The sequence below is a fragment of the Stenotrophomonas sp. Steno-C17 genome (assembly GCF_056393165.1).
In genome coordinates, this window is the sequence record NZ_JBWJPD010000028.1 from 25,176 (window position 1) to 49,848 (window position 24,673).

The 24,673-nt window shown below is 68.1% G+C and carries 15 protein-coding genes and 1 pseudogene; 9 read left to right on the top strand and 7 right to left on the bottom strand.

What is annotated here, in order from left to right; genetic code table 11:
* Positions 1-77 precede the first annotated feature (77 nt).
* From AC06FA_RS18830 to AC06FA_RS18840, 3 genes are read left to right on the top strand one after another with little or no spacing between them, the layout of a single operon-like run.
* Positions 78-6,767, top strand: a complete 6,690-nt coding sequence (locus AC06FA_RS18830; RefSeq protein ID WP_478069611.1) for an Hpt domain-containing protein — start codon at positions 78-80, stop codon at positions 6,765-6,767.
* The gene (locus AC06FA_RS18835; protein WP_478069612.1) at positions 6,754-8,097 is read left to right on the top strand and encodes a chemotaxis protein CheB; all 1,344 of its coding nucleotides are present in this window, start codon (positions 6,754-6,756) and stop codon (positions 8,095-8,097) included. Before AC06FA_RS18830 ends, AC06FA_RS18835 begins: the two co-directional genes overlap by 14 nt.
* Positions 8,094-8,558, top strand: a complete 465-nt coding sequence (locus AC06FA_RS18840; RefSeq protein WP_478069613.1) for a chemotaxis protein CheW — start codon at positions 8,094-8,096, stop codon at positions 8,556-8,558. Before AC06FA_RS18835 ends, AC06FA_RS18840 begins: the two co-directional genes overlap by 4 nt.
* A gap of 68 nt (positions 8,559-8,626) precedes the next feature.
* On the opposite strand, the gene AC06FA_RS18845 is transcribed toward AC06FA_RS18840, so the two are convergent.
* On the bottom strand, positions 8,627-9,364 hold the full coding sequence (locus tag AC06FA_RS18845; RefSeq protein ID WP_478069614.1) for a 16S rRNA (uracil(1498)-N(3))-methyltransferase: 738 nt from the start codon (positions 9,362-9,364) through the stop codon (positions 8,627-8,629).
* On the bottom strand, positions 9,355-10,746 hold the full coding sequence (gene bioA, locus AC06FA_RS18850; protein WP_478069615.1) for an adenosylmethionine--8-amino-7-oxononanoate transaminase: 1,392 nt from the start codon (positions 10,744-10,746) through the stop codon (positions 9,355-9,357). Before bioA ends, AC06FA_RS18845 begins: the two co-directional genes overlap by 10 nt.
* A gap of 77 nt (positions 10,747-10,823) precedes the next feature.
* Between bioA and nudE the strand changes: the two genes are divergently transcribed.
* From nudE to AC06FA_RS18870, 4 genes are read left to right on the top strand one after another with little or no spacing between them, the layout of a single operon-like run.
* Positions 10,824-11,387: an ADP compounds hydrolase NudE gene (gene nudE, locus AC06FA_RS18855; RefSeq protein WP_478069616.1), complete on the top strand. Its 564-nt coding sequence runs from the start codon at positions 10,824-10,826 to the stop codon at positions 11,385-11,387.
* Positions 11,384-12,187: a 3'(2'),5'-bisphosphate nucleotidase CysQ gene (gene cysQ / locus AC06FA_RS18860; protein WP_478069617.1), complete on the top strand. Its 804-nt coding sequence runs from the start codon at positions 11,384-11,386 to the stop codon at positions 12,185-12,187. The genes nudE and cysQ overlap by 4 nt, the downstream gene beginning before the upstream one ends.
* A gap of 13 nt (positions 12,188-12,200) precedes the next feature.
* Positions 12,201-13,034 (top strand): nucleoside triphosphate pyrophosphohydrolase, encoded by an 834-nt coding sequence (gene mazG, locus AC06FA_RS18865; protein ID WP_478069618.1) that lies wholly within the window; start codon positions 12,201-12,203, stop codon positions 13,032-13,034.
* Positions 13,031-13,360: a YnfA family protein gene (locus AC06FA_RS18870; RefSeq protein WP_108750806.1), complete on the top strand. Its 330-nt coding sequence runs from the start codon at positions 13,031-13,033 to the stop codon at positions 13,358-13,360. Before mazG ends, AC06FA_RS18870 begins: the two co-directional genes overlap by 4 nt.
* Positions 13,361-13,533: 173 nt before the next feature.
* Here the strand turns inward: AC06FA_RS18870 and AC06FA_RS18875 are convergent, their stop codons facing one another.
* From AC06FA_RS18875 to AC06FA_RS18895, 5 genes are read right to left on the bottom strand one after another with little or no spacing between them, the layout of a single operon-like run.
* Positions 13,534-14,721 carry a GDSL-type esterase/lipase family protein gene (locus tag AC06FA_RS18875; protein WP_478069619.1) on the bottom strand — a complete coding sequence of 396 codons (1,188 nt, stop codon included), beginning with the start codon at positions 14,719-14,721 and terminating at the stop codon, positions 13,534-13,536.
* 19 nt (positions 14,722-14,740) lie between these two features.
* Positions 14,741-15,493: an SDR family NAD(P)-dependent oxidoreductase gene (locus tag AC06FA_RS18880; RefSeq protein ID WP_108753884.1), complete on the bottom strand. Its 753-nt coding sequence runs from the start codon at positions 15,491-15,493 to the stop codon at positions 14,741-14,743.
* 42 nt (positions 15,494-15,535) lie between these two features.
* The gene (locus AC06FA_RS18885) at positions 15,536-16,840 is read right to left on the bottom strand and encodes an MFS transporter (RefSeq protein ID WP_478069620.1); all 1,305 of its coding nucleotides are present in this window, start codon (positions 16,838-16,840) and stop codon (positions 15,536-15,538) included.
* Entirely contained in the window at positions 16,837-19,065 is a 2,229-nt protein-coding gene (locus AC06FA_RS18890; RefSeq protein WP_478069621.1) for an oligoalginate lyase, read from the bottom strand. Before AC06FA_RS18890 ends, AC06FA_RS18885 begins: the two co-directional genes overlap by 4 nt.
* Positions 19,062-20,429 carry a polysaccharide lyase 6 family protein gene (locus AC06FA_RS18895; RefSeq protein WP_478069622.1) on the bottom strand — a complete coding sequence of 456 codons (1,368 nt, stop codon included), beginning with the start codon at positions 20,427-20,429 and terminating at the stop codon, positions 19,062-19,064. The genes AC06FA_RS18890 and AC06FA_RS18895 overlap by 4 nt, the downstream gene beginning before the upstream one ends.
* Positions 20,430-20,742: 313 nt before the next feature.
* Here AC06FA_RS18895 and AC06FA_RS18900 point away from each other — a divergent pair.
* Both AC06FA_RS18900 and AC06FA_RS18905 read left to right on the top strand, forming a co-directional pair.
* Positions 20,743-23,644, top strand: a pseudogene (locus tag AC06FA_RS18900) (TonB-dependent receptor).
* Positions 23,645-23,746: 102 nt separating this feature from the next.
* On the top strand, positions 23,747-24,490 hold the full coding sequence (locus AC06FA_RS18905; RefSeq protein WP_312707637.1) for a FadR/GntR family transcriptional regulator: 744 nt from the start codon (positions 23,747-23,749) through the stop codon (positions 24,488-24,490).
* The last annotated feature ends 183 nt before the right edge of the window (positions 24,491-24,673 follow it).

Consider the following 24,673-nt stretch of genomic DNA (forward strand, 5'->3'; position numbering starts at 1 on the left):
AACCAGTCGATGAAGCATTTCCATTCCCCAGGCCACGGACCGCGCGGTAGTCGCGCGGCGGCGACCGGAGCGCACCGATGAGCAGCAGTCTGCGCGACGCCATGAGCCATGCAGCCCTGGGCTGGGTCAAGCCCGAGCTGGACGAGACCCTGCGCCTGGTGCGCAACGAGGTCGAGTACTTCGTGGAAGACCCGGCCGATGGCAGCCGCATGCGCATCTGCGCCGGTTACCTGCACCAGGTGCAGGGCACCCTGCGCATGGTGGAACTGTATGCGCCGGCGATGGTGGCCGAGGAACTGGAACAGCTGGCCGTCGCCGTGGGCGAAGGCCGCGTTGCCGACCGCGATGAAGCCTGCGCCACGTTGATGCGCGGCAGCGTGCTGCTGCCCGATTACCTGGAACGCCTGCAGAACGGCCATCGCGATATTCCGATCGTGCTGATGCCGCTGTTGAACGAGATCCGCGCCGCGCGTGGCGAAGAGGGCGTCAATGACAGCGTGCTGTTCGCCTTCGCGCCCGACAGCGTGACCGCGACCGAAGCCGAGCTGGACCACGCCCGTGGCAGCCTGAGCGGGCGCAACCGCGAACTGCTGGATACGGTCGGCAGCGCGGTGAAGGAAGAACTGCTGCAGGTGAAGGACGCACTGGATCTGCACCTGCGCACCGGCGGTGCGCCGCAGCAGCTGCAGGACCAGGTGACCAAGCTCGGTGCCGTGGCGGACACGCTGGGCATGATGGGCCTGGGCGCCGCGCGTGGCGTGGTGGTGCAGCAGCGCGATGCATTGCTGGGCGTGGTGGAAGGCCGCCAGCAGATCGATGAAGACCTGCTGCTGGATATTGCCGGTGCACTGCTGTACGTCGATGCGTCGCTGGACGACCAGGTCGCCCATCTGGGCGCCGGCGGCAGTGGCGAGGACGACCCCAGCGCGGTGGAGAACCGCCGCACGGTGGAGATCCTGGCGCATGAGGCGATCGCCAATTTCGCCGCCGCACGCGAACATTTCGTCGCCTTCATCGAGACCAGCTGGAACCACAGCGAACTGCAGGACGTGCCGCGCCTGCTGGGCGACGTGTCCGGTGCGCTGCGCATGCTCGACCTCGGCACCGCTGCCGACTATCTGCGCGGTGTGCAGCAGTACATCGAAGCCGAACTGATCGGCCGCCAGCGCGTGCCCAGCGGTCGCCAGCTGGACACCCTGGCCGATGCCATGGCCAGCCTGGAGTACTACCTGGAAGCGCTGCGCGACCGCCGTCCGGGCCGCGAAGACATTCTCGACATCACCCGCAGCAGCCTGGAGGCGCTGCGTTACTGGCCGCTGCCCGAGCGCAGCGCGCCTGCCGTTGCCGAGACGACGGCCGAAGCCCTGCCTGAGCCGGTGCAACGCGAGGCGCTGGCGGTGCCCGCTGCTGCGCTGCAGGTCGAGCCGGTGCAGATCGAGGTACATCCGGCGGCGCCCGCCCCGGGCGACGTGCCGCTGCCGCTGCCTGATTTCACCTTCGATGCGCCGCCGGCGGAACCGGCGGAACCGGCGGCCGACGCCGCCGGGCATTCACTGGTGTTTGGTTCGCTGGAACTGGCCGATGTCCATGCGTCGGCAGCGCAGGACAGCGTGCCGGCCGACACGGGCAACCTGCTGTTTGCAGCGTCCAGCGCGCCGCCGCCGGCGGTGCCGCAGTGGGAGCTGGGCAGCCTGGATCATGGCACGGACGCTGCGGCTGCCGATGACAACGCACGTGAGCCGACCTTCGCCAGTTTCGACCCGGTCAGCTATGAAACAGACGCCGACGCGGGCGACGCGTCCGTCGCATCGCATTGGTCGCTGACGGCGGCATCGCTGCAGGTAGGCGAGGGGCATGCGCATACGCCGGGTGATGCTGAAGACAGCGTGGCCGTGGCCGACTGGGAAGAAGCCCCGGTGGTGACGGGCGCGGTGGCCGCGTCGTTCGATCCGGTTGCCGCCGAGCAGGACGGTCTGCCCGTGGCCGACGAGGACGTGGTGTTCCACTTCGACGCCAGCGAACTGGACAACGCCGATCATGTGCTGTCCCTGCACGCCATGGAGACGCTGTCGCTGGACGACGCGCCGGCGCTGGACGCGGCACTGGAGATCGTCGACGCTTCGCCGTCGGCGGATCCGCTGGACGATGCGGCACCCCTGGACGTGGCCGGCAGTGACGCCGAAGCGGAAGTAGAAGCCGAGGCGGAAGCCGATGCACCGGCAGCGGTCGATGCCGAGCCGGTCGTCCTGGCCGGGATTCCGGACGAGATTCCGGCCATCGCCACCATCGATGTGGATACGATCACGCCGATCGACTTCAGCGATGCCGATGCGCAGTTCCTGGCTGAACTGAGCGCCGCCGCAGCGGAGTTCAACCCGCACGCCGAGGCAACGCCGGCTGTTGAGCCCGTGGCCGATGCAGCCAGCGCTGCCGACGTTGGCATTGAGGGCGGTTTCGAAGACGACGCCGAGAACATCGACCAGGACATCCGCGAGGTGTTCCTGGAAGAGTTCGACGATGAGCTGCAGAACCTGGGCACGCTGTTGCCGCCCTGGCGCATGCAGCCGGACAACATGGACCGGCTGCGGCCGATCCGCCGCATCTTCCACACGCTCAAGGGCAGTGGCCGCCTGGTCGGTGCCCGCACCCTGGGCGAGTTCGCGTGGAAGATCGAAAGCCTGCTCAACCGCGTGCTCGACGGCACCCGCCCGGCCACCCCGGCCGTGCTGGCGATGGTGGACCATGCCCACGCCGCGCTGCCGCAGCTGAACGCCGCGCTGCGCCATGGCCAGCGCATCACCGTGGATCTGCAGGCCATGCAGGCCATTGCCGATCGCGTCGGTGCCGGTGAGGAAACCTTCTACGTCCCGCTTCCTGGCGCAGCGGCGCCGGTGGTGGACGTGCCCGCTGTGGCAGCGGCCAGCGAAGACGCTGCGGCACCGGTCGATGCGCCCGCCGTGGACGTGGCCGAGTCCGCGCCCGCGCCGGAACCGGTGGCTGAGCCGGTGGGTACGCCCGCGCAGATCGACAGCGTGCTGCAGGAGATCCTGGAAGCCGAAGTCGAGCTGCACATGGCCACCTTCCAGGCGTGGCTGCAGGACGCCCAGCAGGCCCCGCACGCGGTGACCGATGCCGTGCTGCGTGCGGTGCACACCATGAACGGTGCCTTCGCCATGACCGAGGTGCCGGAAATCACCGCGGTCACCGGGGCGGCAGAGTCGTACATCAAGCGCGCCCTGGCCGCGCAGGCCGTGCCCGCCGAAGAAGGCGTGTCGGCGCTGCTGGACACCGCGCAGGCCATTGCCGGCACGATGACCGCGCTGCAGGCCGAGCAGCCGCGCATCCAGGCCCACGATGCACTGGCGCAGCGTCTGCAGGCCTTGGCCGCGGCACTGCCGGAGGCGCGTTGGCCGGTGCTGGAGATGGACGAAGACGAGGACGGAGATGCGCTGGCCGTCGATGCCGAGGCCGGGCTGGCCGATCCGGTCATCGACGAGGCAACCGAGCTTGCCGCCAGCAACGAGCCGCCGGTAGTGGTGGAATCCGGTCTGGAGCGCGTCGAGCTGACCGGCGGTGAAGATCTGTCCCCGTTCTTCGACGCCGGCTGGCCCTCGCTGCCGGAGGCAGACGCAGAGGCCGAGGCCGCGCTGCTGGCCGTCGTAGAGGCGCCGTCTGCGGATGCGGAGGCGGACGCCGCGGTGGTCGATGAAGCCAGCAACACGCAGCCGGCAATCACGGCTGACGCCGCCGCCGACGATGCCGACCTGACCGGTGCCGATGACCTGTCGCCGTACCTGGACGCCAGCGCGCTGCCGGTGGACGACAGTGATCTGGACGATGCGACGCAGCCGCGTGCGGATGACGTGATCGACCCGCCTGCAACGCTGCAGAGCGCCGACGAAACCGCGCTGTACGACGACGAGGATGAACAGGCGCTCGACAGCACGTTGGCGAGCCTGCACGATGATATGGCTGCGCCGGGCTTTGCCGAGCCGGTCACCCTGGAGGCTGCGCTGGACGCAGGCCTGCACGTGATCGAGCCGGAGCCGGTGCAGGACGAGCAGGCCGATTGGCCGGTGCTCGGCCTGCAGGCCAGCGAACTCGCGCCCGGCGAGGCAGATGCCTTCGCTGAGGCTGCGGACGTCGACGGGGAAACGGCGGTCGGTGAAGGAGAGAGCGCCGACCTGCCGTCCCCGGCGACGGTGGACCTGGACGTGGAAGTGGCCGAGCCCGAGGCCGTGGCCGCACCCGAACCGGTTGCGACCACGCCGGTTCCGTTGTTCGAACTGGAAGACGCTCCGGGCCAGGCATTGCACGAGACCTCGGTGGTCGTCGACACCCTCGACGCCGACGTGGCCGACGTGGCCGACGTGGCCGTCGCAGCCAGCGACGACAGCGACGACAGCGAGGCACCGAGCGACCTGCTCGACTTCAACGTCTACGACCGCGAGCTGGTCGACATCTTCGTGGAAGAAGGCAACGACCTGCTCGACCATTGCGATGGCCTGATCAGCGAACTGCGCGATGCGCCGGATGATCGCGAAGCCCTGGCGGGCCTGCAGCGCGATCTGCACACGCTCAAGGGCGGTGCGCGCATGGCCGGCATCAACGCCATCGGCGATCTGGGGCACAGCATCGAATCGCTGCTGGAAGCCGTGGCCGCCGGTCGCACCGAGATCGAACGCCGCGACGTCCACCTGCTGGAACGTGGCTTCGACCGTCTGCACCAGCTGCTCACCCGCACCGGCGAGCACCGTGCCGTGGAACCGGCGCAGGACCTGCTGGACGCCTTCGAAGCACGTACCCACGTGGGCGCGGCTGGCACCACCGTGGCTGCCAGCAACGAGGCCGAAGCGACCGCCGTACCGGCAGCTCCGCTGGCGCTGGCCGATGCGCCGCTGTCGGCACCGCTGCCGCTGGAAGGCACCCCGGATGAAGATCCGTTGGCCCGTCCGCAGCAGGAACAGGTGCGCGTGCGCGCCGATCTGCTGGACCGCCTGGTCAACCATGCCGGTGAAGTGGCGATCTACCGTTCGCGCCTGGAGCAGCAGCTCGGGGCCTTCCGCGGGGCGATGGGCGAGCTGGAGCGCACCAATGCGCGACTGCGCGACCAGTTGCGCCGACTGGACCTGGAAACCGAAGCGCAGATCGTCGCCCGTTACCAGCGCGAGCAGGACCAGGCCGACCAGAAGTTCGATCCGCTGGAACTGGACCGCTTCTCCACTCTGCAGCAGCTCAGCCGCGCGCTGAACGAATCGGCGGCCGACCTTGGCGGCCTGCAGGGCGTGCTGGACGATCTGTCGCGCCAGTACGATTCGCTGCTGCAGCAGCAGTCGCGCGTCAGCTCGGAACTGCAGGACGGCCTGATGCGCGCGCGCATGGTGCCGTTCGACGGCCTGGTGCCGCGCCTGCGCCGTGTCGTCCGCCAGGCCGGTATCGATACCGGCAAGCAGGTGCACCTGACCCTGGAAGGCACCCACGGCGAACTGGACCGCAACGTGCTCGACCGCATGGTCGCGCCGCTGGAACACATGCTGCGCAATTCGGTGGCCCATGGCCTGGAAGCGCCCGAGCAGCGCCGCAGCGCCGGCAAGCCGGAGGAAGGCGAGGTCGCCATCCGCCTGCACCGCGAAGGCTCGGAGATCGTGCTGGAAGTGGCCGACGATGGTGCCGGCCTGGACCGCGAGGCCATCCGCCGCCGCGCCATCGATCGTGGCCTGCTGGGCGCCGACGCGCAGCCGAACGAACAGGAACTGGACAACCTGATCTTCGCCTCGGGCTTCTCCACCGCCGACCAGGTCAGCCAGCTGGCCGGCCGTGGCGTGGGCATGGACGTGGTGCGCAATGAAGTGCGCCAGCTCGGCGGCTCGGTCGACATCCAGTCGGTGCGTGGCCAGGGCGTGCGCTTCACCCTGCGCCTGCCGCAGACGCTGGCCGTCACCCAGGCCGTGTTCGTGCAGATCGGCGAAACCACCTTTGCCGTGCCGGTGGCCTCGGTCAGTGGTATCGGCCGCCTGTCGCGCGATCGTTTCGAAGCCGCCGACAGCAGCTACCGCTACAGCGGCGAAGATTTCCCGCTGTACGACCTGGGCAGCCTGGTCGGCCAGGCCCCGGCACGCGCCGACGGCCAGGACCAGGTGCCGCTGCTGCTGGTGCGCGCCGGTGACCTGCGTGCGGCCGTGGCCATCGACCAGGTGCTGGGCAACCGCGAAATCGTGGTCAAGCCGGTGGGCCTGCAGATTGCATCGGTGCCGGGCATCTACGGTGCCACCATCACCGGCGATGGCCGCGTGGTGGTCATCCTGGACGTGGCCCCGCTGGTGCGCCGCTACCTGGCCAACCCGATCGTGCCGGTGCAGGACAACGCACCGCGCCAGGAACGGCAGGTGCCGCTGGTGATGGTGGTCGACGACTCGCTGACCATGCGCAAGGTGACCGGACGCATCCTGGAACGCCACAACTTCGAAGTAAGCGTGGCCCGCGACGGCGTGGAAGCGCTGGAGCAGCTGGAAGAGCGCGTGCCCGACCTGATGTTGCTGGACATCGAAATGCCGCGCATGGATGGCTACGAGCTGGCCACGGCAATGCGTGCCGACCCGCGCTACAAGGACGTGCCGATCGTGATGATCACCTCGCGCAGCGGCGACAAGCATCGCCAGCGCGCCTTCGAGATCGGCGTGCAGCGCTACCTGGGCAAGCCGTACCAGGAGCTGGACCTGATGCGCAACGTGTATGACCTGCTGGGGATCGCCCGTGTCCGTGAGTGATGTGAATCCGGTTCCGGCCGTTGCCCTGCTGGCCCGCCCGGGCGCGGCGCGCGAGCGCCTGCGTGAAGCGCTGGCCCATGCCGATGTGCAGATCGTGCTGGAAGACGACCCGACCACGCTGGAGGGGCAGGCGCTGGCCGATGCCCATCCGCAGTTCGTGGTCATTGCGCTGGAAGCGGCCATCGAGGACGCCCTGGAGCGCCTGGAGCCGGCCCTGTCGGCGCCGGGGCTGACCCTGGTGTTCGATGAGGCCGAACTGGCCGCACGCCGCGACGGCTGGGATGCCCAGCGCTGGGGCCGCCATCTGGCCGCCAAGCTGCATGGGCACCAGCAGGTGCTGCCGCCGGGTGCCGAAGACGAGCCCAGCCTGCAGCTGGAGCCGGGACTGCCGGTGACCCCGCCGCAGCCGCAGGAAACCGCGCTGCAGTCGCACCTGGACCAGGCGCTGTCGTGGGCCGACGACGTGCCCGCCGACAGCCTGTACGCGCCGCCGGTGGACCTGCACGAGCCCATCGCGCTGGAACAGGCGCTGGCCGCGCTGCAACCGGTGCTGCCCGAGGCGCCTGCTGCCGTCGATGCACCGCTGGACACGCCGGCCCCGGCCGTGGAGCCGCCGCCGGTGCCGCCGTTGGCATTGGGCGACCACACCGCGTGGTCACTGGTGGACGAACCTGCCGTGGAAACGGCACATGTCGCCCGGACCAGCACTCCTGCGCCTTCGGCCACCTTCGACACCGACCACCTGAGCCTGGTGGACCTGGATGCGGCAGCGCCGGTCGGCGCCCGCGCCGGTGCGCTGCTGGTCCTGGCCGGAATCGGTGGCCCCGATGCGCTGCGGCGCCTGCTGGCCGCGCTGCCGGCAGGCCTGAGCGTGCCGGTGCTGGTGCACATGCGCCTGGACGGCGGTCGCTACGGCAACCTGGTCAAGCAGATGGCGCGTGTATCGCCGCTGCCGGTGCAGCTGGCCGAACCGAACCAGCGCGCCGTGCCCGGTGAAGTCCACGTGCTGGCCGATGACCTGGGCGTGCGCGCTGCGGCCGACGGCCTGTATTTCCAGACCCGCGAACAGGGCATCGCGATCGACGCGCTGCCGCCGCAGCACAGCGCTGTGGTGCTGCTGAGCGGCGCCGATCTGGCGCACGTCGGGCCGTCCCTGGACCTGGCTGCGGCCGGTGCGTGGGTGGCCGGGCAGGTGGGCGAGGGCTGCTATGACCCCGCCGCCGCCACGGCCGTCGTGGCCGCTGGCATGGTCGCCGGCGAACCCCAGGAGCTGGCGCAGGTGATCGCCGCGCGCTGGGGCCAGAACGAAGACAACGGAGATGCAGCATGAGCTACGCCAGCAATGACGAGATCCGCGGGGTCCTGATCCAGGCCGGTGGCGAGCGCGTGCTGCTGCCCAACGCCACCGTGGCCGAAATGATGTCGCGGGTGACGATTGAACCGGTGGCGGACGCGCCGCGCTGGCTGCTGGGCCAGATTGCCTGGCACGGTTGGCAGGTGCCGTTGTTGTCGTTCGCGCGCCTGACCGGCCTGGGCGACGAGACGGTGGGGGGGCACAACAAGGTGGTGGTGCTGAAGGCACTCAGCGGCAACGCCCAGCGCCCGTACTACGCACTGCTGACCCAGAACTTCCCGCAGCTGATTTCGGTGCCGCGCGATGGCCTGCTGGCCGACGCGTCGGAGGAAACCCTGCCGGACATCGTGCACATGCGCGTGCTGCTGGGCGAAAAGAGCGCCCTGTTGCCGAACCTGGACGCGCTGGAAAGCGCGCTGGATTCGCTGGCCGCCTGACCCGGCGCCCACGCGCGCGCTCGGTAGGTGCCGACCTGGGTCGGCACTTCGCTTGCGGGACCTTCCTCTTACCCCAGATCCCCCAGCCGCGCCTGTACGGCCGCAATCGCGGCCAGGCCGGCGGTTTCCGTGCGCAGAATGCGCGGGCCCAGCTGCAGGCCCTGGAAACCGGCCTCGGCCAGCTGATCGCGGTCGCGCGGCGACCAGCCGCCCTCTGGACCGATCGCGATCACTACGCCCCCGGCCGGCGCCGCCTGCAACGTTGACAGCCGATGGCTGCCCAGCGGGTCCAGCGTCAATCGCAGCGTGTCGGCCGGCAGCGCTGCCGTGGCCTGTGCCAGCGACAGCGGCGCGCCGACCGCCGGAATGCGCGCACGCCCGGACTGGCCGCAGGCCGACGTCACCACATTGTTCCAGTGCGCCACGCGCTTCTCCGCACGGGCGGCATCCAGCTTCACCTCGGTGCGTTCGGCATTCACCGGCACGATCGCGGCCACGCCCAGCTCGGTGGCCTTCTGCAGGATCAGGTCCATCTTCTCGCCGCGCGCAACGCCCTGCAGCAGGGTGATGGCCAGCGGCGATTCGTTGCTGATCGGCTGCGCCGCGTCGATGCGCACCTGCACCTCGCGCTTGCCGGCCAGGGTCAGCACCGCGCTGTAGTCGTGGCCATCGCCATTGAACAGCACGCAGCGATCGCCTTCGCGCAGGCGCATCACCCGCACCAGATGGTTGGCCGTCTCTTCCGGAAGCGTCAGGGTCTGGCCGCTGTGCAGCGGCAGGTCGATGGGACAGCGGGTCACGCGCATGCAATTGCCTCGTTGATGGCTGCCAGCGTGGTATGGGCCAGCAGCTCCAGTTGTTCGTCGTCCACACAATACGGTGGCATCCAGTACAGCACATCGCCCAGCGGGCGCAGCACCACGCCGCGCTTCAACGCCGCCCTGTAGGCATGCAGGCCGAGCCGCAGCGCCGGGTCGAACGGCGTGCGCCGGTTGCCGTTGCGCGACAGTTCGAACGCCACCACCATGCCGGCCTGGCGCACATCGGCCACGTGCGCATGGTCGGCCAAGGGTGCGGCCAGGGTCGCCATCACCGAGGCGATGCCGCGGTTGCGCGCGATCACGTCGTCGTCGCGGAAGATGTCCAGCGTGGCCAGCGCGGCCGCGCAGGCCAGCGGATTGCCGGTGTAGCTGTGCGAATGCAGGAAGGCGCGCTCGCGCGAATCGTCGAGGAAGGCGTCATACAGCGCCTGCGTGGTCAGCACCGCGGCCAGCGGCAGGAAGCCGCCGGTCAGGCCTTTGGACAGGCACATCAGGTCGGGCATCACCGTGGCCTGCTCGCAGGCGAACAGCGTGCCGGTACGGCCGAAGCCGGTGGCGATCTCATCGGCGATCATGAACGCACCGTGCGCGTCGCACAGTTCGCGCACCCGCTTCAGATAGATCGGGTCGTGCATGCGCATGCCGCCGGCACACTGCAGGCGCGGCTCGACGATCACCGCGCAGATTTCGCCGGGGTGCTGGTCGAACAGGGTGGCCAGGCCATCGGCCGCCTGCAGGGCGCGATCGGCCGCGCTCTGGCCCGGTTCGGCCAGATAGGCATCGGGCGAGGGCGCGAACAGGCCTTCGGCCAGCAGCGGCGCATACACGCGGCGGTACAGCGGAATATCGCCCAGCGCCAGCGCGCCCAGGGTTTCGCCGTGGTAGCCGTTCTCCAGCGCGATGAAGCGCGTACGCCGGGTTTCGCCGCGGTTCTGGAAGTACTGGAAGGCCATCTTCAGCGCGACTTCCACCCCGGCCGAGCCGTTGTCGGCGAAAAACACCTTGGCCAGCGGATCGCGGCCCGGCTGGCACGGCGCCAGCGCCAGCAGGCGTTCGGCCAGCGTGATCGCCGGTTCATGGCTGAACCCGGCCAGCATCACCTGCTCCAGCTGTCCGGCCTGGGCGGCAATGGCGCCGCCGATGCGCGGTTCGGCGTGACCGAACAGGTTTGTCCACCAGCTGCTGACCGCATCCAGATAGCGGTTGCCATCGTGATCGATCAGCCAGGCGCCCTGTCCACGCGCAATCGGCACCAGCGGCAGGGTATCCGGGTGCTCGCGCATCTGCGTGCAGGGGTGCCAGAGCACCTGCAGGTCGCGTTGCCGCCAGTGCTGGGCCAGCGGGGAAGGGGTTGGGTCTGCTAGCATTTCGGGCTCATGAACATGTTGCTGCCTGCCCATTCTATCGGCCCCGGTGCGCGCGCCGCCCGCCGTGGAGATTCCGTATGAACGATGACCGCGCCAGCCGTCGCCTGCCGATCATCCATCGGATCACCGACGAGGAAAACGGCCCGTTCCAGCGCCAGCACCTGGATCTGGAGTTCTCCAACGGCGAACACCGGCGTTTCGAGCGCCTGGTCAGCGGTGGCCATGGCGCGGTGGTGGTGGTGCCGATGCTGGACGAGGACACCGTGCTGCTGGTGCGTGAATACGCCGCCGGCGTGCACCGCTACGAGCTGGGCCTGGTGAAGGGCCGGATCGATGCCGGCGAAACCCCGGAACAGGCCGCCGACCGCGAGCTGAAGGAAGAAGCCGGTTACGGGGCGCGGCGGGTGGACGTGCTGCGCGCCATGACCCTGGCGCCGACCTACATGAGCCACCAGTCGTGGCTGGTGGTGGCACGCGACCTGTACCCGGAAAAGCTGGCCGGCGATGAGCCCGAAGAGCTGGAAGTGGTGCCGTGGAAGCTGGCCGAGCTGGACCAGTTGATGCTGCGCGAAGACTTTTCCGAAGGTCGTTCGCTGGCCGCCCTGTTCATCGCGCGGCAGTGGCTGCAGGCGGCACGATGATCAAGCTGACCACCGAACTGCGCGAGACCGCCATCGCCATTGCCCAGGAAGCCGGGCAGGCGATCATGCAGGTCTACAGCAGCGGTTTCGACGTCACCCTGAAGGCCGACGACAGCCCGGTCACCGCGGCCGACCTGGCTGCCGACCGCGTCATCCAGCAGGGCCTGCGCCAGCTCACCCCGGACCTGCCGATTCTTTCCGAAGAATCGGCGCTGGTGCCGTGGGAGCAGCGGCAGCACTGGGGCGCTTACTGGCTGGTGGACCCGCTGGACGGCACCCGCGATTTCGTCAAGCGCAACGGCGAGTTCAGCGTCAACATCGCGCTGATCTACCAGGGCGCACCGGCGTTCGGCGTGGTGCAGTCGCCGGTGACCGGTATCGTCTGGCACGCCATGCGCGGCGAACTGGCCTACCGCCGCCAGGGCCTGCACGACACCGTGCTGCGCACCCGCACCCCGGCCACCACGCCGTTGCGGGTGGCGGCCAGCCGCTCGCACCGCTCGCCGGAAACCATCGCGCTGCTGCAGCGCATGGGCGATATCGAAACGGTGGTGCAGGGGTCGTCGCTGAAATTCTGCCGGATCGCCGAAGGCGGTCTGGATGTCTATCCGCGGTTGGGTCCCACCTCGGAATGGGACACCGCCGCCGGCCAGTGCGTGCTGCATGCCGCGGGCGGTGCCGTGCTGTCGGCGCATACCGGCAAGCCGTTCCGCTACAACCGCCGCAGCACGCTGCTCAATGGCGATTTCATCGCCCTGGGTGACACCAGCCTGCCGTGGCGCGACTGGTTGACCGATTGAACCTGGAGGCTGCATGAGCGATACCCCCACCGTCGGCACTGCCGCCAGCGCAGAACTGGAGCGCCTGCTGGCGATCATGGCGCGCCTGCGCGATCCGCAGGGCGGCTGCCCGTGGGATCTGCAGCAGGATTTCAGCACGATCGCCCCGTACACCATCGAAGAAGCCTATGAGGTGGCTGATGCCATCGATCGCGGCGACTTCGATGACCTGTGCGATGAACTGGGCGACCTGCTGCTGCAGGTGGTGTTCCATGCGCGCATGGCCGAAGAGCAGGGCAGCTTCGCCTTCGCCGACGTCGCCCGCGCGATCAGTGACAAGATGCAGCGCCGCCATCCGCATGTGTTCGCTGATGTGAACGTGGACGATGCCGATGGGGTGATGCGCAACTGGGACGCGATCAAGCGTGCCGAGCGTGCGGCCAAGGGCGACCAGGATCGTTCGGCGCTGGCCGGCATCTCGCGTGGCCTGCCCGAATGGCAGCGGGCGGTGAAACTGCAGGCCCGCGCCGCGCGCGTTGGCTTCGACTGGCCCGGTCCGTTGCCGGTGCTGGACAAGGCCGCCGAGGAACTGCAGGAACTGCGCGAAGAATTCGAGCGCGGTGATGTTGCCGGCAACAAGGTACGGCTGCAGGAGGAACTGGGCGACCTGTTGTTCGTCTGCGCCAACCTGGCCCGCCATGCCGATATCGACCTGGGCGCGGCACTGCGCGGGGCCAATCACAAGTTCGAGCGCCGCTTCCGCGCCATGGAAGCGCAGGCTGAGGCGCAGGGTGAAGCGCTGGCGGGCCTGGACCTGGATGCGCAGGAAGCCCTCTGGCAGCACGCCAAGGCCGCGGAAAAGGCGTGAAAACGCTGGGTCTGTTCCTGCTGACCGCGCTGGCCGAAATTGTCGGTTGTTATCTGCCGTGGTTGTGGCTGCGCAAGGGCGGCAGCGCGTGGCTGCTGCTGCCGGCGGCGGCCAGTCTGGCCCTGTTCGCGTGGCTGCTGACCCTGCACCCGACGGCCAGCGGGCGCGTGTATGCCGCCTACGGCGGCGTGTACATCGGCACCGCGCTGTTCTGGCTGTGGCTGGTCGACGGTATCCGCCCCAGCCGCTGGGATCTGCTCGGTGCCGCCCTGTGCCTGGCCGGCATGGCCGTGATCATGTTCGGCCCGCGCGCCACCGCCCCGTGAACTGTAGAGCCGAGCCATGCTCGACTGCCTCTGCTCTTCCGTAGAGTCGAGCTTGCTCGACTGCCTGGGAATTGTAGAGTCGAGCCATGCTCGACTGATTCCAGCAGGAGCAGAAGCAGTCGAGCAAGCTCGACTCTACCGAAGCGTCGAAGCAGTCGAGCAGGCAATAGTGGTCAGCGCGGGGCCTTGCAGCCCAGCATGCCCAGGTCGATCGCTTCGGCCATCCGCCGGTAGCCCTCATCATTGGGGTGCAGATGGTCGCGGGTGATGTTGGCCGGCAATGCTTCCGGCGCCGCCGGATCACGCAGCGCCGCATCGAAATCCACCACGCCATCGAAACCGGTGTCCTTGCCGCGCGCCCACTGGTTGATGGCGGTGCGCGTCGCCGCCGATACCGGCTCGTAGCGTTCGGAACCACCAAACGGGGTCAGCGTGCCCAGCCACGCGCGGATGCCATGCGCCTGCAGCCGCGCCGCCACCTGCCGGTAACCCAGCAGCATGTCCGCCGCGTTGCGCCCCGGCAGTGGCTTGGCGCCCCCGCCGTTGCGGATGTCATTGATGCCTTCGAACAGGATCACCTGATCGGCATCGGCCACGGCAATCACATCGCGATCCAGGCGTGACAGCGCACTGTGGCTGCGGCCGTGGTCCAGCAGCTTGTTGCCGCTGATGCCCTGGTTGAGCACCACGAAACGATCCGGGCACGCCTGCTGCAGGCGTTCGCCCAGCCGTTCGGGCCACTGGTTGAACGAGCCGCGCCGGGCGGTGGCGCCTTCGGTGATCGAATCGCCCAGCGCGACGATCACCTGCGGGCGGTCGGCGCGTTGCACCAGCACCGCCGAAAACACGTTCTGCTGGTAGGCCACCTTCACGCTGTCGGCCACGCTGGGTTGCGGGCCGTCCATCACCCGTACCACGGTGCGGCGTACCGCCGGTCGTGTCGGCTGCGGGAACCAGGCGGTCACGCTGATCTCCTGCAGCGCGCCCACCTGCAACGGCAGGGGGTCGCTCAGCACGGCCGCACCCACCGGCACATCGATCGCGTGGCGTCCATCCACGGTCAACGGCAGCGCAGCCCCTTTGCCCCCTTTCACCTGCACGCGTACATCTTCCACGTGCAACGGCGTGGTGCCCAGTTCATTGCTGATGCGCAGCCGCAGCGCATCGCCACGGCTGCCCACGCGCATGTCCTGGCGCACCGTCTGCGCGGCAAACTGCACCGGAGCGTCGGCGGTGCCGTCCTTGCGGTCCGGGGCAGGCGATGCGGTCCAGGCGGTCACCCAGACCGGAGCGGCCTGGGTGGTGGGGGCGGCCACGGCAGCGCCGATAGCCAGCGAAAGCAGGGTGATCCAGCGCTGCATGGGTGTGGGTCCGCTCAGGTCAGGAGAAGTAGGTGCCGCCGTTTACATCCAGGTTCGCACCGGTGATGAAGGCCGCTGCGTCCGAGGCCAGGAACACCGCCGCGTCCGCCGCTTCTTCCGGCACGCCCTGGCGGCGCAGCGGTGTTGCGCCGGCCACCGCCGTGCGCACTTCCGGCTTGGTGAATTCATCGTGGAAGCGGGTGGCGATCATGCCGCAGCACAGGGCATTCACGCGGATGCCCTTCGGCCCCAGTTCCTTGGCCATGGCGCGGGTGAAGGTCATCACCGCCGCCTTGGCCGTGGCATAGATCGACGCGCCGGGGCCACCGCCATCACGGCCCGCCTGCGATGCGAAGTTCACGATCGCCGCGCCTTCGCCCATGTGCGGCACCACGGCGTGGGTGGTCAGATAGGTGGAGGTGAGGTTCAGGTCCATCACGGTGTGGAAGAACGCCGGGTCGATGTCGGCCAGCGGGCGGCGCTGCACCATGCCGCCGGCCACGTTCACCAGCAGGTCGATGCGCTCGCCGAACGCGGCCTGGGTGGCGGCCACCAGACCCGCCACGGCGGCCGCGTCGGTCACGTCGGCGCGGTGCACGATGGCCTGGCCACCGGCGGCCTGGATGGCGGCCAGCGTGTCCTGCGCACTGGCTTCGTCGTTGGCGTAGTTGATGCACACGCGTGCACCGGCGGCGGCCAGCTTGATCGAGACGGCGCGACCAATATCACGGCCACCACCGGTGACGATGGCCACCTTGTCCTTGAACGACATGCGGGAAACTCCTTGGTTTGCGGGGGAATGAGAAACGTGGGCTCAACGGCCGGGGCGGTCGAGCTTGTGGATCGGTCCGGTCCACCACCACAGCGCGGCCAGCGACAGCGGCACCAGGGCGGCGACAAGAATGAAAATGGGTGCGTAGGAATGGCGGGTCAGCACCGGCACCAGCCACGTGGTGATCAGGGTGCCGGCCACGGCGGCCAGTCCACCCAGGCCGGCCAGGGTGCCTACCGACCGGCCATCGAACAGATCACCGGGCAGGGTCTGGATGTTGCCGATCGCCACCTGGAAGCCGAACAGCACCGCGGCAATGGCCAGCACCGCCAGCAGCGGCTGGTTGGCCAGCACCGCGCCCAGCAGGGCGGGCGCCATGATCACGCAGCCCAGCGAGATGGACAGCTTGCGCGCGCGGTCCACGCTGTGGCCGGCGCGGATCAGCCGGCCCGACAGCCAACCACCGCTCAGGCTGCCCAGCATGGCGCCCACAAAGGGCACCCAGGCGAACAGGCCGATCTGCTTGATGTCGAAGCCGAATGTTTCGGCCAGGTAGATCGGCAGCCAGGACACGAACAGCCACCAGATCGGGTCCAGCAGGAAACGGCAGGCGAGCATGCCCCAGCTCTGCCGGTGCGCCAGCAGTGCACGCACGCTCACCTTCGGCGCCGCCACCGCCTGCTGGCCGGCCTGGTCTTCCTGGATCAGGCGTCGCTCGGCATCGCTCACCCACGGGTGCTTGTCCGGCCCGGCGCGGTAGACGAACAGCCACGGCAGCAGCCACAGGAAGCCGATGGCACCGACCAGCACGAAGGTGCCGCGCCAGCCCAACCACAGGTACAGGCCGGCGATGGCCGGTGCCGAGACAATCGCGCCGACCGACGCACCGGCGTTGAACACGCCCTGCGCCAACGCCCGTTCGCGCGCCGGGAACCATTCCGCATTGGCCTTCACCGCGCCCGGCCATGCACCGGCCTCGCTGATGCCCAGCATCGCGCGCACCAGGCTGAAGGACAGGATCGAATGGGTGACCGCATGCAGGGCGATGGAGATCGACCACACGCTGATCGACAGGGCAAAGCCCAGCCGCGTACCGATCATGTCGAACAAGCGTCCGAACAGGAACTGTCCGGCCGCGTAGAAAAGCATGAACACGGTCACCAGCAGGGCGTAGTCATCCTTGGTCGCGCCCACTTCCCTGGCGATCTCCGGCCACATCACCGCCAGTGCATTGCGGTCGATGTAGTTGATCACCGTGGCCACGGCAATCAGGCCGACGATCAGCCAACGCACCGCCGAACGCACCGGCACCTTGCGCAGGGTGGATACCACCGCCGGGCCGTTCATCGTGCGTCACCCTTGCTGCGGTCCATGCGCGCATGGCTGCCGCTCCAGCGGTAAACGTGGCCATCAACGGTCACGCTGTGCTCGCCCTTGGCGGTGCTGTCGTCGGCCACGCCCAGCGCGATGCGCGCACCGCTGGCCAGGCGCAGCTCGATCACCTCGGCATCGCCGCCGCGGCTGCGCACGATGTCCTTGATGCGGCTGTCGGCGCCGTGCACGTACTCGGCGGTGCCGTTGTACTCGCCATGCGGCTCCAGCACGCTGTAGAAGGTCACATCCTTCTGGCCTTCCACGCGTTGCAGCAGGGCCGGCTCGCGGCGCAGGTTGAACTCCGGGTCGTTGGCGCCGCTTTCCACCAGCAGGGCCTGTGCCGCCGCACTGCTGCCGAAGCGATAGGTGTAGAAGCGTCCATCCAGCAGCCAGGCCAGCGTGCGCGGCTCGCTGCCGGGCTTGCTGCGTGCGTCCAGCCACAGGTGCTGGTAGCCGTTGTCGCTGCCCAGCACCGGGCGCTGCGCGGGGAAGTGCTCGGCCTCGAAACCGGTGGTGACGATATGGCCGTTGAAGTGCAGCGGCAGGTCGTAGCGCGCAGCCTTGTCGCCGCGCACCTGCAGCAGGTCCAGCACCACCGGCAGGCCCAGTTCGGGATGGCGCAGCAGCGCCTGGGTGCGGGTGAACACCACGCCGGGGTAGGCATCACGCATGGTGGCCGAGGCCACCTGGGTATCGGCGTCGGCCTGGAAGAAGCGCACCTGCGGCGCATGTTCCTCACCGCGCTTCCAGTCGCCCTTGAAGTGGCTGGTCTCGTTCACCACCAGGGTGTTGTGGGCCACGGTCTGCTTGGCCCAGCTGCGGTTTTCGGCCAGGTAGATGCCGCCGCGCTTGGCTTCCACGTTCAGGAAGCGGGCCGCGCCGTAGTCGGTCACCACCGGGTTGCCGTTGTCATAGAACAGCCAGTTGAGCTTGTCGAAATGCCCATGGCCCATGCCCTGCATGGTGTCCTTCTGCACCAGCGCCTGGCCGCGTTCGCCATTCATGCGCAGGATCGCCAGGCCGCCGCGGTCACCGGCCGGGCCATCGCGCAGCAGCATGGGGCGGAAGTCGAACGGCTTGGCCTTGTTGGCGGCCAATGCCTGCGCCACCTGCAGGCCTTCGGGCGACAGCAGCAGCCGTTTCTGTTTCTGTGCCACCGACAGCAGACGATCATCGCCGCTGCGGGCATAGGCAATGCCGATGCCGGCCACCAGTTCCTCGGTGTCGATGCCCTTGTCCAGGATCGCATCGTTGATCGGGAAGAACAGGCCGTCATAGCTGGTCTGCACCAGCACATCCACCGCCCTCAGCAGCACGCCATCACGGCGCTGGAAGATTTTCCGCTGCGGCTCATTGCGTTCCACCGCGTTGGCGAACAGCAGGAACGGTGCCAGTGCGTAGCGCTGGTAGTACGGGCCTTCCTCGTAATAGCCGTCGGGCGAGAACAGCAGGTCGATCTGCCGCAGGAAGCCGAACTGGTCATCCTTCTGGCTGCCGCGCAGCGATTTTTCCACCAGTTCCTGGTCGCGCAGCACGTAACCGGTCATGCCGGTGGCCGCGACTGCCCAGGTGGCGTGGTTGTGGATCTGGTCGTAGTTCTTCGGTTCGCTCACCAGGAACTCGGCCATCGGCCGGAACACCTGGGATTCGATGGTCTGCCGGTCGGCAGCGGGCAGTGCATCGCGGATCGCGTCGTAGCCCTGGATCGCGTTGACCAGCCACACCGAATCATTCAGCACCTGCCAGAACACGCGGCCGGGAATCTGCCCGCGGCCTTCCGGGTGCGGGCCCAGGGTGGGGTAGAGCTTGGCGTACTGCAGCAGCATGTCGCGCGCGTAATCGACATAGGCCTTGTCACCGGTCAGCCGGTACAGCGTGCCGGCGGCCAGCAGCGCCTGATAATTGCGCTTGTGCTGTTCATGGGTACGGCCGCCACCCTTGTCCTTCGGCACCGGCACGTCGATGCCGGCCTTCATCATCTTCTTCAGCGATTTTTCCGCACGCGCCTGCTCCTTGGCGAACCAGGGGTAGCGGCTGCCCTCGCTGGCCATCTGCTGCCATTGCGCGGCGGTCACCAGCACCGGTGCGGTGTCGGATTGCCGCGCGGCGGCTGCCGGTGCCGCCTGCAGCGGCAGGGCCGGCAACACGCTGGCGGGCAGGGCCAGGGCCAGGGAAACGAACAGCGGCTGCAACCTCATCGATCAACTCCGGTGTTGGTGCGTGACAGGGCAACCTCGCCCACCTTGGGGTACCAGTCCACCCCCGTGGCTTCACGTGCGGTCATCGCCAGTGCCGGATCGGCGCCCACGGACGACAGGGCAGGGCTGGGCACCCAAAGTTGGCTGGCAGCCTGCTGCAGGGTGACGGTGCTGCTGGCCACGCCGCCAGGAAACACCGTGCTGGCCTGCGGGGACTGCACGTTGCCGGCGAAGGTGATGCCGGCGAGCGAACTGGCGGCGGTGGGCGGATTTTTGCTGCTGCGGTTGACGATCAGGTTGGCGCTGAAGCGGCTGTTGCTGGCGGCCACCTCGATGCCCTTGGCCGGATCGTGGCCGACGCCGAAGCTGATCCTGGCCACGTCCACGAAGGTGTTGCGGCTGATCGTGGCGTTCACCACCGGCGCATAGCCGGACAGCGGCGGGTTGGCCTGCGCGTCCATCACTGCCAGCGCGGCGCGGTTGCTGGAACCGGCCAGGCGCTCGAAGTAATTGTTGCTGACGGTCTGGTCGGCGTTGATCACGCGCACGCCGCCGGTACCGGCCTTGTCATCGCCCAGGAACACGTTGTCCAGCACGCGGTTGCCGTTGCCATGGCGCAGGGTGAGCGCACCGGCCGAGCGATAGAACACATTGCCGCGGTATGTGTTGCCGCCGGACTTGTTGCTGATGATCTCGGTTTCGCCGTCGCAGCCCTCGAACCAGTTGTTCTCGATGGTGCTGTTGGAATCGCTCAGCGAGGTATCGCTGGTGCCCACGCGTATCGTCTCGCCGCCGTTCACGCCCAGCGCCGGGCGCGGACCGAACCAGGTGTGGTCGATGCGGTGCTGGTTGTCCAGGCCCTGGGTGGCATCGCGCACCACCACCACCGTCGGCCCGGCATTGGTCTTGCCGCGCAGCTGGCTGTGGTCCAGGCGGTTGTAGCTGCCGTACAGCGACACCCAGTAGTCCTGGTCGCTGGCATCGGGGTTGCTGTAATCGTCGATCACCAGCCCGGTCACCCGGCTGTGGGTGGCCACGGCCTTGCTCGATTCGCGGAAGGCCACCACCGCATCGCCGGGCGCGTAGCCGTCGCGGAATACCAGGTTGGACACCTGCAGGTAGCTGCCCGCCAGGCGCAGATCGGAGCGGCCGCTCAGGATCACCTTGCCCGGGGTCTGCGCGCGCAGCACGATCGGCGCCGCTGCCGTCCCCTGTCCCTTCAGCAGCAAGCGGGTATCGGTCCAGGTGCCATCGGCCAGCACGATTTCATCACCCGGCTGCAGCGCGGCGGCCGCGGTGCTGAACTCGGCGGCGTCGTGCACCAGCCAGCTCGCCGCCTGCGCCGAAGAAGTGGACAGGCACATTGCCAGTCCAGTGGCCAGGCACGAAACCGGAAATCGTGTAGAGCGTCGGTGCGAAAGCGTTGCGATGCGCATGCGAACCTTCCTGGGACGGTGGGAACATCGTTTCGGGATGGGTTCGTATACCACTTCGAGGCCTTTTGTAAGCCAGCTTTCGCGCAAAGTCATGCTGCATGAGCACATAAGTTGCCTGCTAATTGGTCTGAAACAAAGGTATTAAGAAAAACCCAGTCCAATTGGTTGACAACGTGCCATCGGCGTGCCGAAGCTGCGTCCCACGCCTGCCATCCAGGCGATCCTTTGGGAGGAGGAGACCATGCGGCGAACCGCCGGAGCTGTACGCAACACCTCGTTGTGCCCCACGCCACTGATCGTGGCACTGCTGGCAGCGCTGGCGGCCGTGCCCACCGTACAGGCGCAGTCGGCCGCGCAGGGCCAGGACGCGACCACCCTGGACCAGGTGCAGGTCACCGGCATCCGCGAATCGATGCAGAGTTCGATCAACAAGAAGCGCGACGACACCGTCATTGCCGATGTGCTGTCGGCCGATGACATCGGCGACCTGCCGGCGCCGTCGTTGGCCGATGCGATCGAAACCCTCACCGGCGCGGCATCCACCCGTGACAAGACCGGCGCCTCGGAAATCTCGATCCGCGGGCTGGGCGCCTTCCTCAGCAGCACCAACTTCAATGGCCGCGAGATCACCAACGGCAGCGGCGATCGTTCGGTGAACTTCAACATGTTCCCGGCCGAGCTGGTCAACACCGTGGCCATCTACAAGACCCAGCGTGCGGACATCATCGAGGGCGGCGTGGCCGGCACCATCGGCCTGGAAACCGTGCGTCCGCTGGAATACGGCAAGCGCGCCGCGCAGATCGACCTGCGTGGAAGCTGGGCCGAGTATGACAAGAAGTACCGCGACGACGATGGCATCGGCTACCGCGGCACCGCCAGCTACATCGACCAGTTTGAATTCGGCGATGGCCAGAAGCTGGGCATCTCGCTGGGCTTCCAGCGGCTGGACGGCACAGACCCGGAAGAAAGCATCACCAGCGGCTCCACCTGGTATGCCTGCAACGGCGCGCAGAACGTGGGCAACGCCAACTGCAACGAAGTGAGCGCACAGGCCATCGCCAACGGCGCGCCGTACTACCTGGTGCCCAGCAGCCGCATCTATCGCTTGAAACAGGAACGCAACGACCGCCAGAGCGAGTTCGCCGCGATCCAGTGGCGGCCCAACGATGTGGTCGAACTGAACGTCGATTTCGAGCACACCGACCGCAACTGGTATGAGGACCGCAGCGACCTCAGCCTGTCCAACGCCCGCCGCGGCATCACCCAGCGCGAGGTGGACGAGAACGGGATCGTGCGCCACCTGCACGGCAGCACGTCCATCGATTCCACGTCCAACCGCTACTGGCGCGGGGAGGAATACACCGGTGGCGGCCTGAACCTGATCCTGCGCCCCAGTGCGGCCTGGGAATTGTCCACCGATCTTTCCTATTCGCACACCAACCGGCTGGACAGCGAACGCATGACCCGCCTGCGCGCCAACCAGCGCGACGTGAACAATGCCGTGGTGCCGGGCATCAGCAGCGGCGCCACCGGCTACGTGGATTACGACTGGGATTGGCACGGCGAGGTCCCCAGCATCGCGCTGGCGCCGAACTTCGATGTCAACAACTGGGACGCGTATTCCGGTGCGGCGCGGGTCACCTCCAGCGCCACCGAGAACGATCACAAGATCAAGGCCGGGCGCTTCGATGCCAGCTTCATGCCCGAATCGGGCTTCTTCACCCGCATCAAGGGCGGGCTGCGCGCCAGCCAGGCCGACTACCGCCTGCGCGACAACACCCTGCTGACCGACTACGACCCGCGCGTAGCCGCCGACAAGGCGAAGATCATCGCCGCCAACAAGGCCTGCCGGGCGCCGTTCCTGCAGGATGATTTCATGGACGCGGCCAGCGGCAACACGATCTCGTCCTGGGCGTACTTCGATCCGGACTGCCTGTACCAGTCGTTCCGCGGCAGCCTGGCCAGCGGCCTGGATCCGGACTTCCAGGATCCCAACAACGTCGATGCCACTGAAAGGACCCGCGCGCTGTACCTGATGGGCGAATTCAGCAGCACGCTGCTGGGCCTGCCGGTGACCGGCAACGTCGGCCTGCGCTGGGTGAAGACCGATGTGCGTTCCGAAGGCGTGCGCACCGACCTGCAGGTGCTGGACAACGGCGACGGCACGATCCGCCTGCAGCCCACCGGCAACTACACCACCCAGGTCTTCAAGGCCGGCAATGACAAGCTGCTGCCCAGCCTGAACGCCGCCTTCGAACTGAAGCCGGACCTGCTGCTGCGCGTGGGTGCGTACCGGGCCATGTCGCGCCCGGATATCGCCGCACTGGGCGCCGGGCGCACCATCAATGTCAGCAGCGATGCCACCTACGGCAACCTGGCCGACGCGCTGGACGACATCAGTGCCAGCGGCAACCCCGCCGCGCAGCCGCTGATGTCCTGGAACGGCGACCTGTCACTGGAGTGGTACCCCAACCCGGACACGATGCTGGCCGGCGCGGTGTACTGGAAGCAGTTCAACGGCGGCACCGCCACCGCGCTGGTACCGGAAACCTACACCCTCAACGGGCAGACGGTGACCGTGCCGGTGCGGCAGCAGGTCACCACCGATGAGGACAGCACGCTGACCGGCTTCGAACTGACCGCTACCCACCGTCTGTCCTACCTGCCCAAGCCGTTCGACGGGCTGGGCTTCAAGCTCAGCTACAACTATGCCGATGCCGATTACCAGACCCAGCGATTACCAGACCCAGGATTCGCGCCTGGGCGAGCAGCTGGCCGCCGATGGCAGCATCATTCCCGCCATCGTGCCGCCGGCCGGCCTGAGCGGATTCTCGCGGCACGTGCTGTCCGGCTCGATCTACTGGGATGTCGGCCGCTTCAACATCCAGGCCATCGGCAAGTTCCGCTCGCATTACTACCAGGATTTCACTGGCAACACTGCGCAGCAGAACCGCTACTACGATGACAACACCAGCGTGGACCTGCGCATGCGTTACCGCGTCAGCAAACAGCTGTCGTTGTCGTTGGAACTGATGAACCTGACCAACGAACCGCGCGTGGCCTACCAGCCGCTTTACGGCAACTTCCGTGAAGTGGTGACCTACGGGCGGCGTGCGTATTTCGGTGTACGATACAAGTTCTGAACAGGGCGGCGCGGCTACAGGTCGCGCCGTCGCTCCAACCGGACCCGCACCGCGCACGGTGGCCCGGGACGGGCCCGGAGGGAACCGCCAAGGGTCAGCCGCATGTCCGCCAACCGCCTCTACCAGACCATCGCTGCCAAGCTCCGCTCGTTGATCGAGGGGGGAGAATTCCCGCCGGGTTCGCGCCTGCCGGGCGAGCGTGAGCTGGCCGAGCGTTTCGGCGTCAGCCGGGTGACCATCCGCGAAGCGGAGATCGCGCTGGAAGCGCAGGGCTGGATCGCCATCCGCATCGGTTCGGGCGTCTACGTGAAGCCGCGCCCGGCTCAGGCCGCGGGCGGCCTGCCCGATGTCAGTGCCTTCGACCTTACCGCGGCGCGCGCCGTGTTCGAGGCCGAGGCGGCCGCGCTGGCGGCCAGCAACATCGATGATGCCGGCATCGCCGAGTTGCAGGTGCTGGCCGAAGCGCTGTGCCGGCGCGACCTGACCGATGCCGAGGCGGGCGACTTCGACCGCCGTTTCCACCTGACCATTGCGCGCCTGTCGGGCAATCCGGTGGTGGAGTATTTCGTGCAGCAGATCTGGCGCATGCGCAGCGAGCTGCCGCGGGTCACCGAGGTCTACGCGCGGGTCTGCCATGACGACGGCGCCAGCCGCGCCGACGAGCACATGGCCATTTTCGAAGCACTGCGCAGCCGCGATCCGGTGGCCGCGCGCAATGCCATGCGCCATCACTTCCAGCGCCTGTTCGAAGCCATGCTGGCAGCAACCGAAAGCCAGGCCCTGGAAGAAATCCGCCGCCGCACCCAGCAGGACCGCGAACGCTTCCTGGCCACCACGCGCATCTGAGGGGTTTCCAGCCAACGGCGTAGCCCCTCGTGGGTTGGCCGGCGGTGGATTCGACTGGCATTGCGAGCTGGGTCGGGCGGGTTGGGTTCGCGGGACACGCCGTAAACCCATCCTTGGGGGCTCGTAGGCGCCATCCATGGCGCCTGCGGTCCTGCATCGGCCCGCCCCCGCCTCTCGACAGTT

Coding starts and splice junctions, on each gene's coding strand:
- AC06FA_RS18875 (WP_478069619.1), bottom strand. CDS start 14,721: ATGCAGCGCTGGATCACCCTGCTTTCGCTGGCTATCGGCGCTGCCGTG.
- AC06FA_RS18840 (WP_478069613.1), top strand. CDS start 8,094: ATGAGCTACGCCAGCAATGACGAGATCCGCGGGGTCCTGATCCAGGCC.
- nudE (WP_478069616.1), top strand. CDS start 10,824: ATGAACGATGACCGCGCCAGCCGTCGCCTGCCGATCATCCATCGGATC.
- AC06FA_RS18880 (WP_108753884.1), bottom strand. CDS start 15,493: ATGTCGTTCAAGGACAAGGTGGCCATCGTCACCGGTGGTGGCCGTGAT.
- AC06FA_RS18830 (WP_478069611.1), top strand. CDS start 78: ATGAGCAGCAGTCTGCGCGACGCCATGAGCCATGCAGCCCTGGGCTGG.
- cysQ (WP_478069617.1), top strand. CDS start 11,384: ATGATCAAGCTGACCACCGAACTGCGCGAGACCGCCATCGCCATTGCC.
- mazG (WP_478069618.1), top strand. CDS start 12,201: ATGAGCGATACCCCCACCGTCGGCACTGCCGCCAGCGCAGAACTGGAG.
- bioA (WP_478069615.1), bottom strand. CDS start 10,746: ATGCTAGCAGACCCAACCCCTTCCCCGCTGGCCCAGCACTGGCGGCAA.
- AC06FA_RS18905 (WP_312707637.1), top strand. CDS start 23,747: ATGTCCGCCAACCGCCTCTACCAGACCATCGCTGCCAAGCTCCGCTCG.
- AC06FA_RS18845 (WP_478069614.1), bottom strand. CDS start 9,364: ATGCGCGTGACCCGCTGTCCCATCGACCTGCCGCTGCACAGCGGCCAG.
- AC06FA_RS18885 (WP_478069620.1), bottom strand. CDS start 16,840: ATGAACGGCCCGGCGGTGGTATCCACCCTGCGCAAGGTGCCGGTGCGT.
- AC06FA_RS18895 (WP_478069622.1), bottom strand. CDS start 20,429: ATGTGCCTGTCCACTTCTTCGGCGCAGGCGGCGAGCTGGCTGGTGCAC.
- AC06FA_RS18890 (WP_478069621.1), bottom strand. CDS start 19,065: ATGAGGTTGCAGCCGCTGTTCGTTTCCCTGGCCCTGGCCCTGCCCGCC.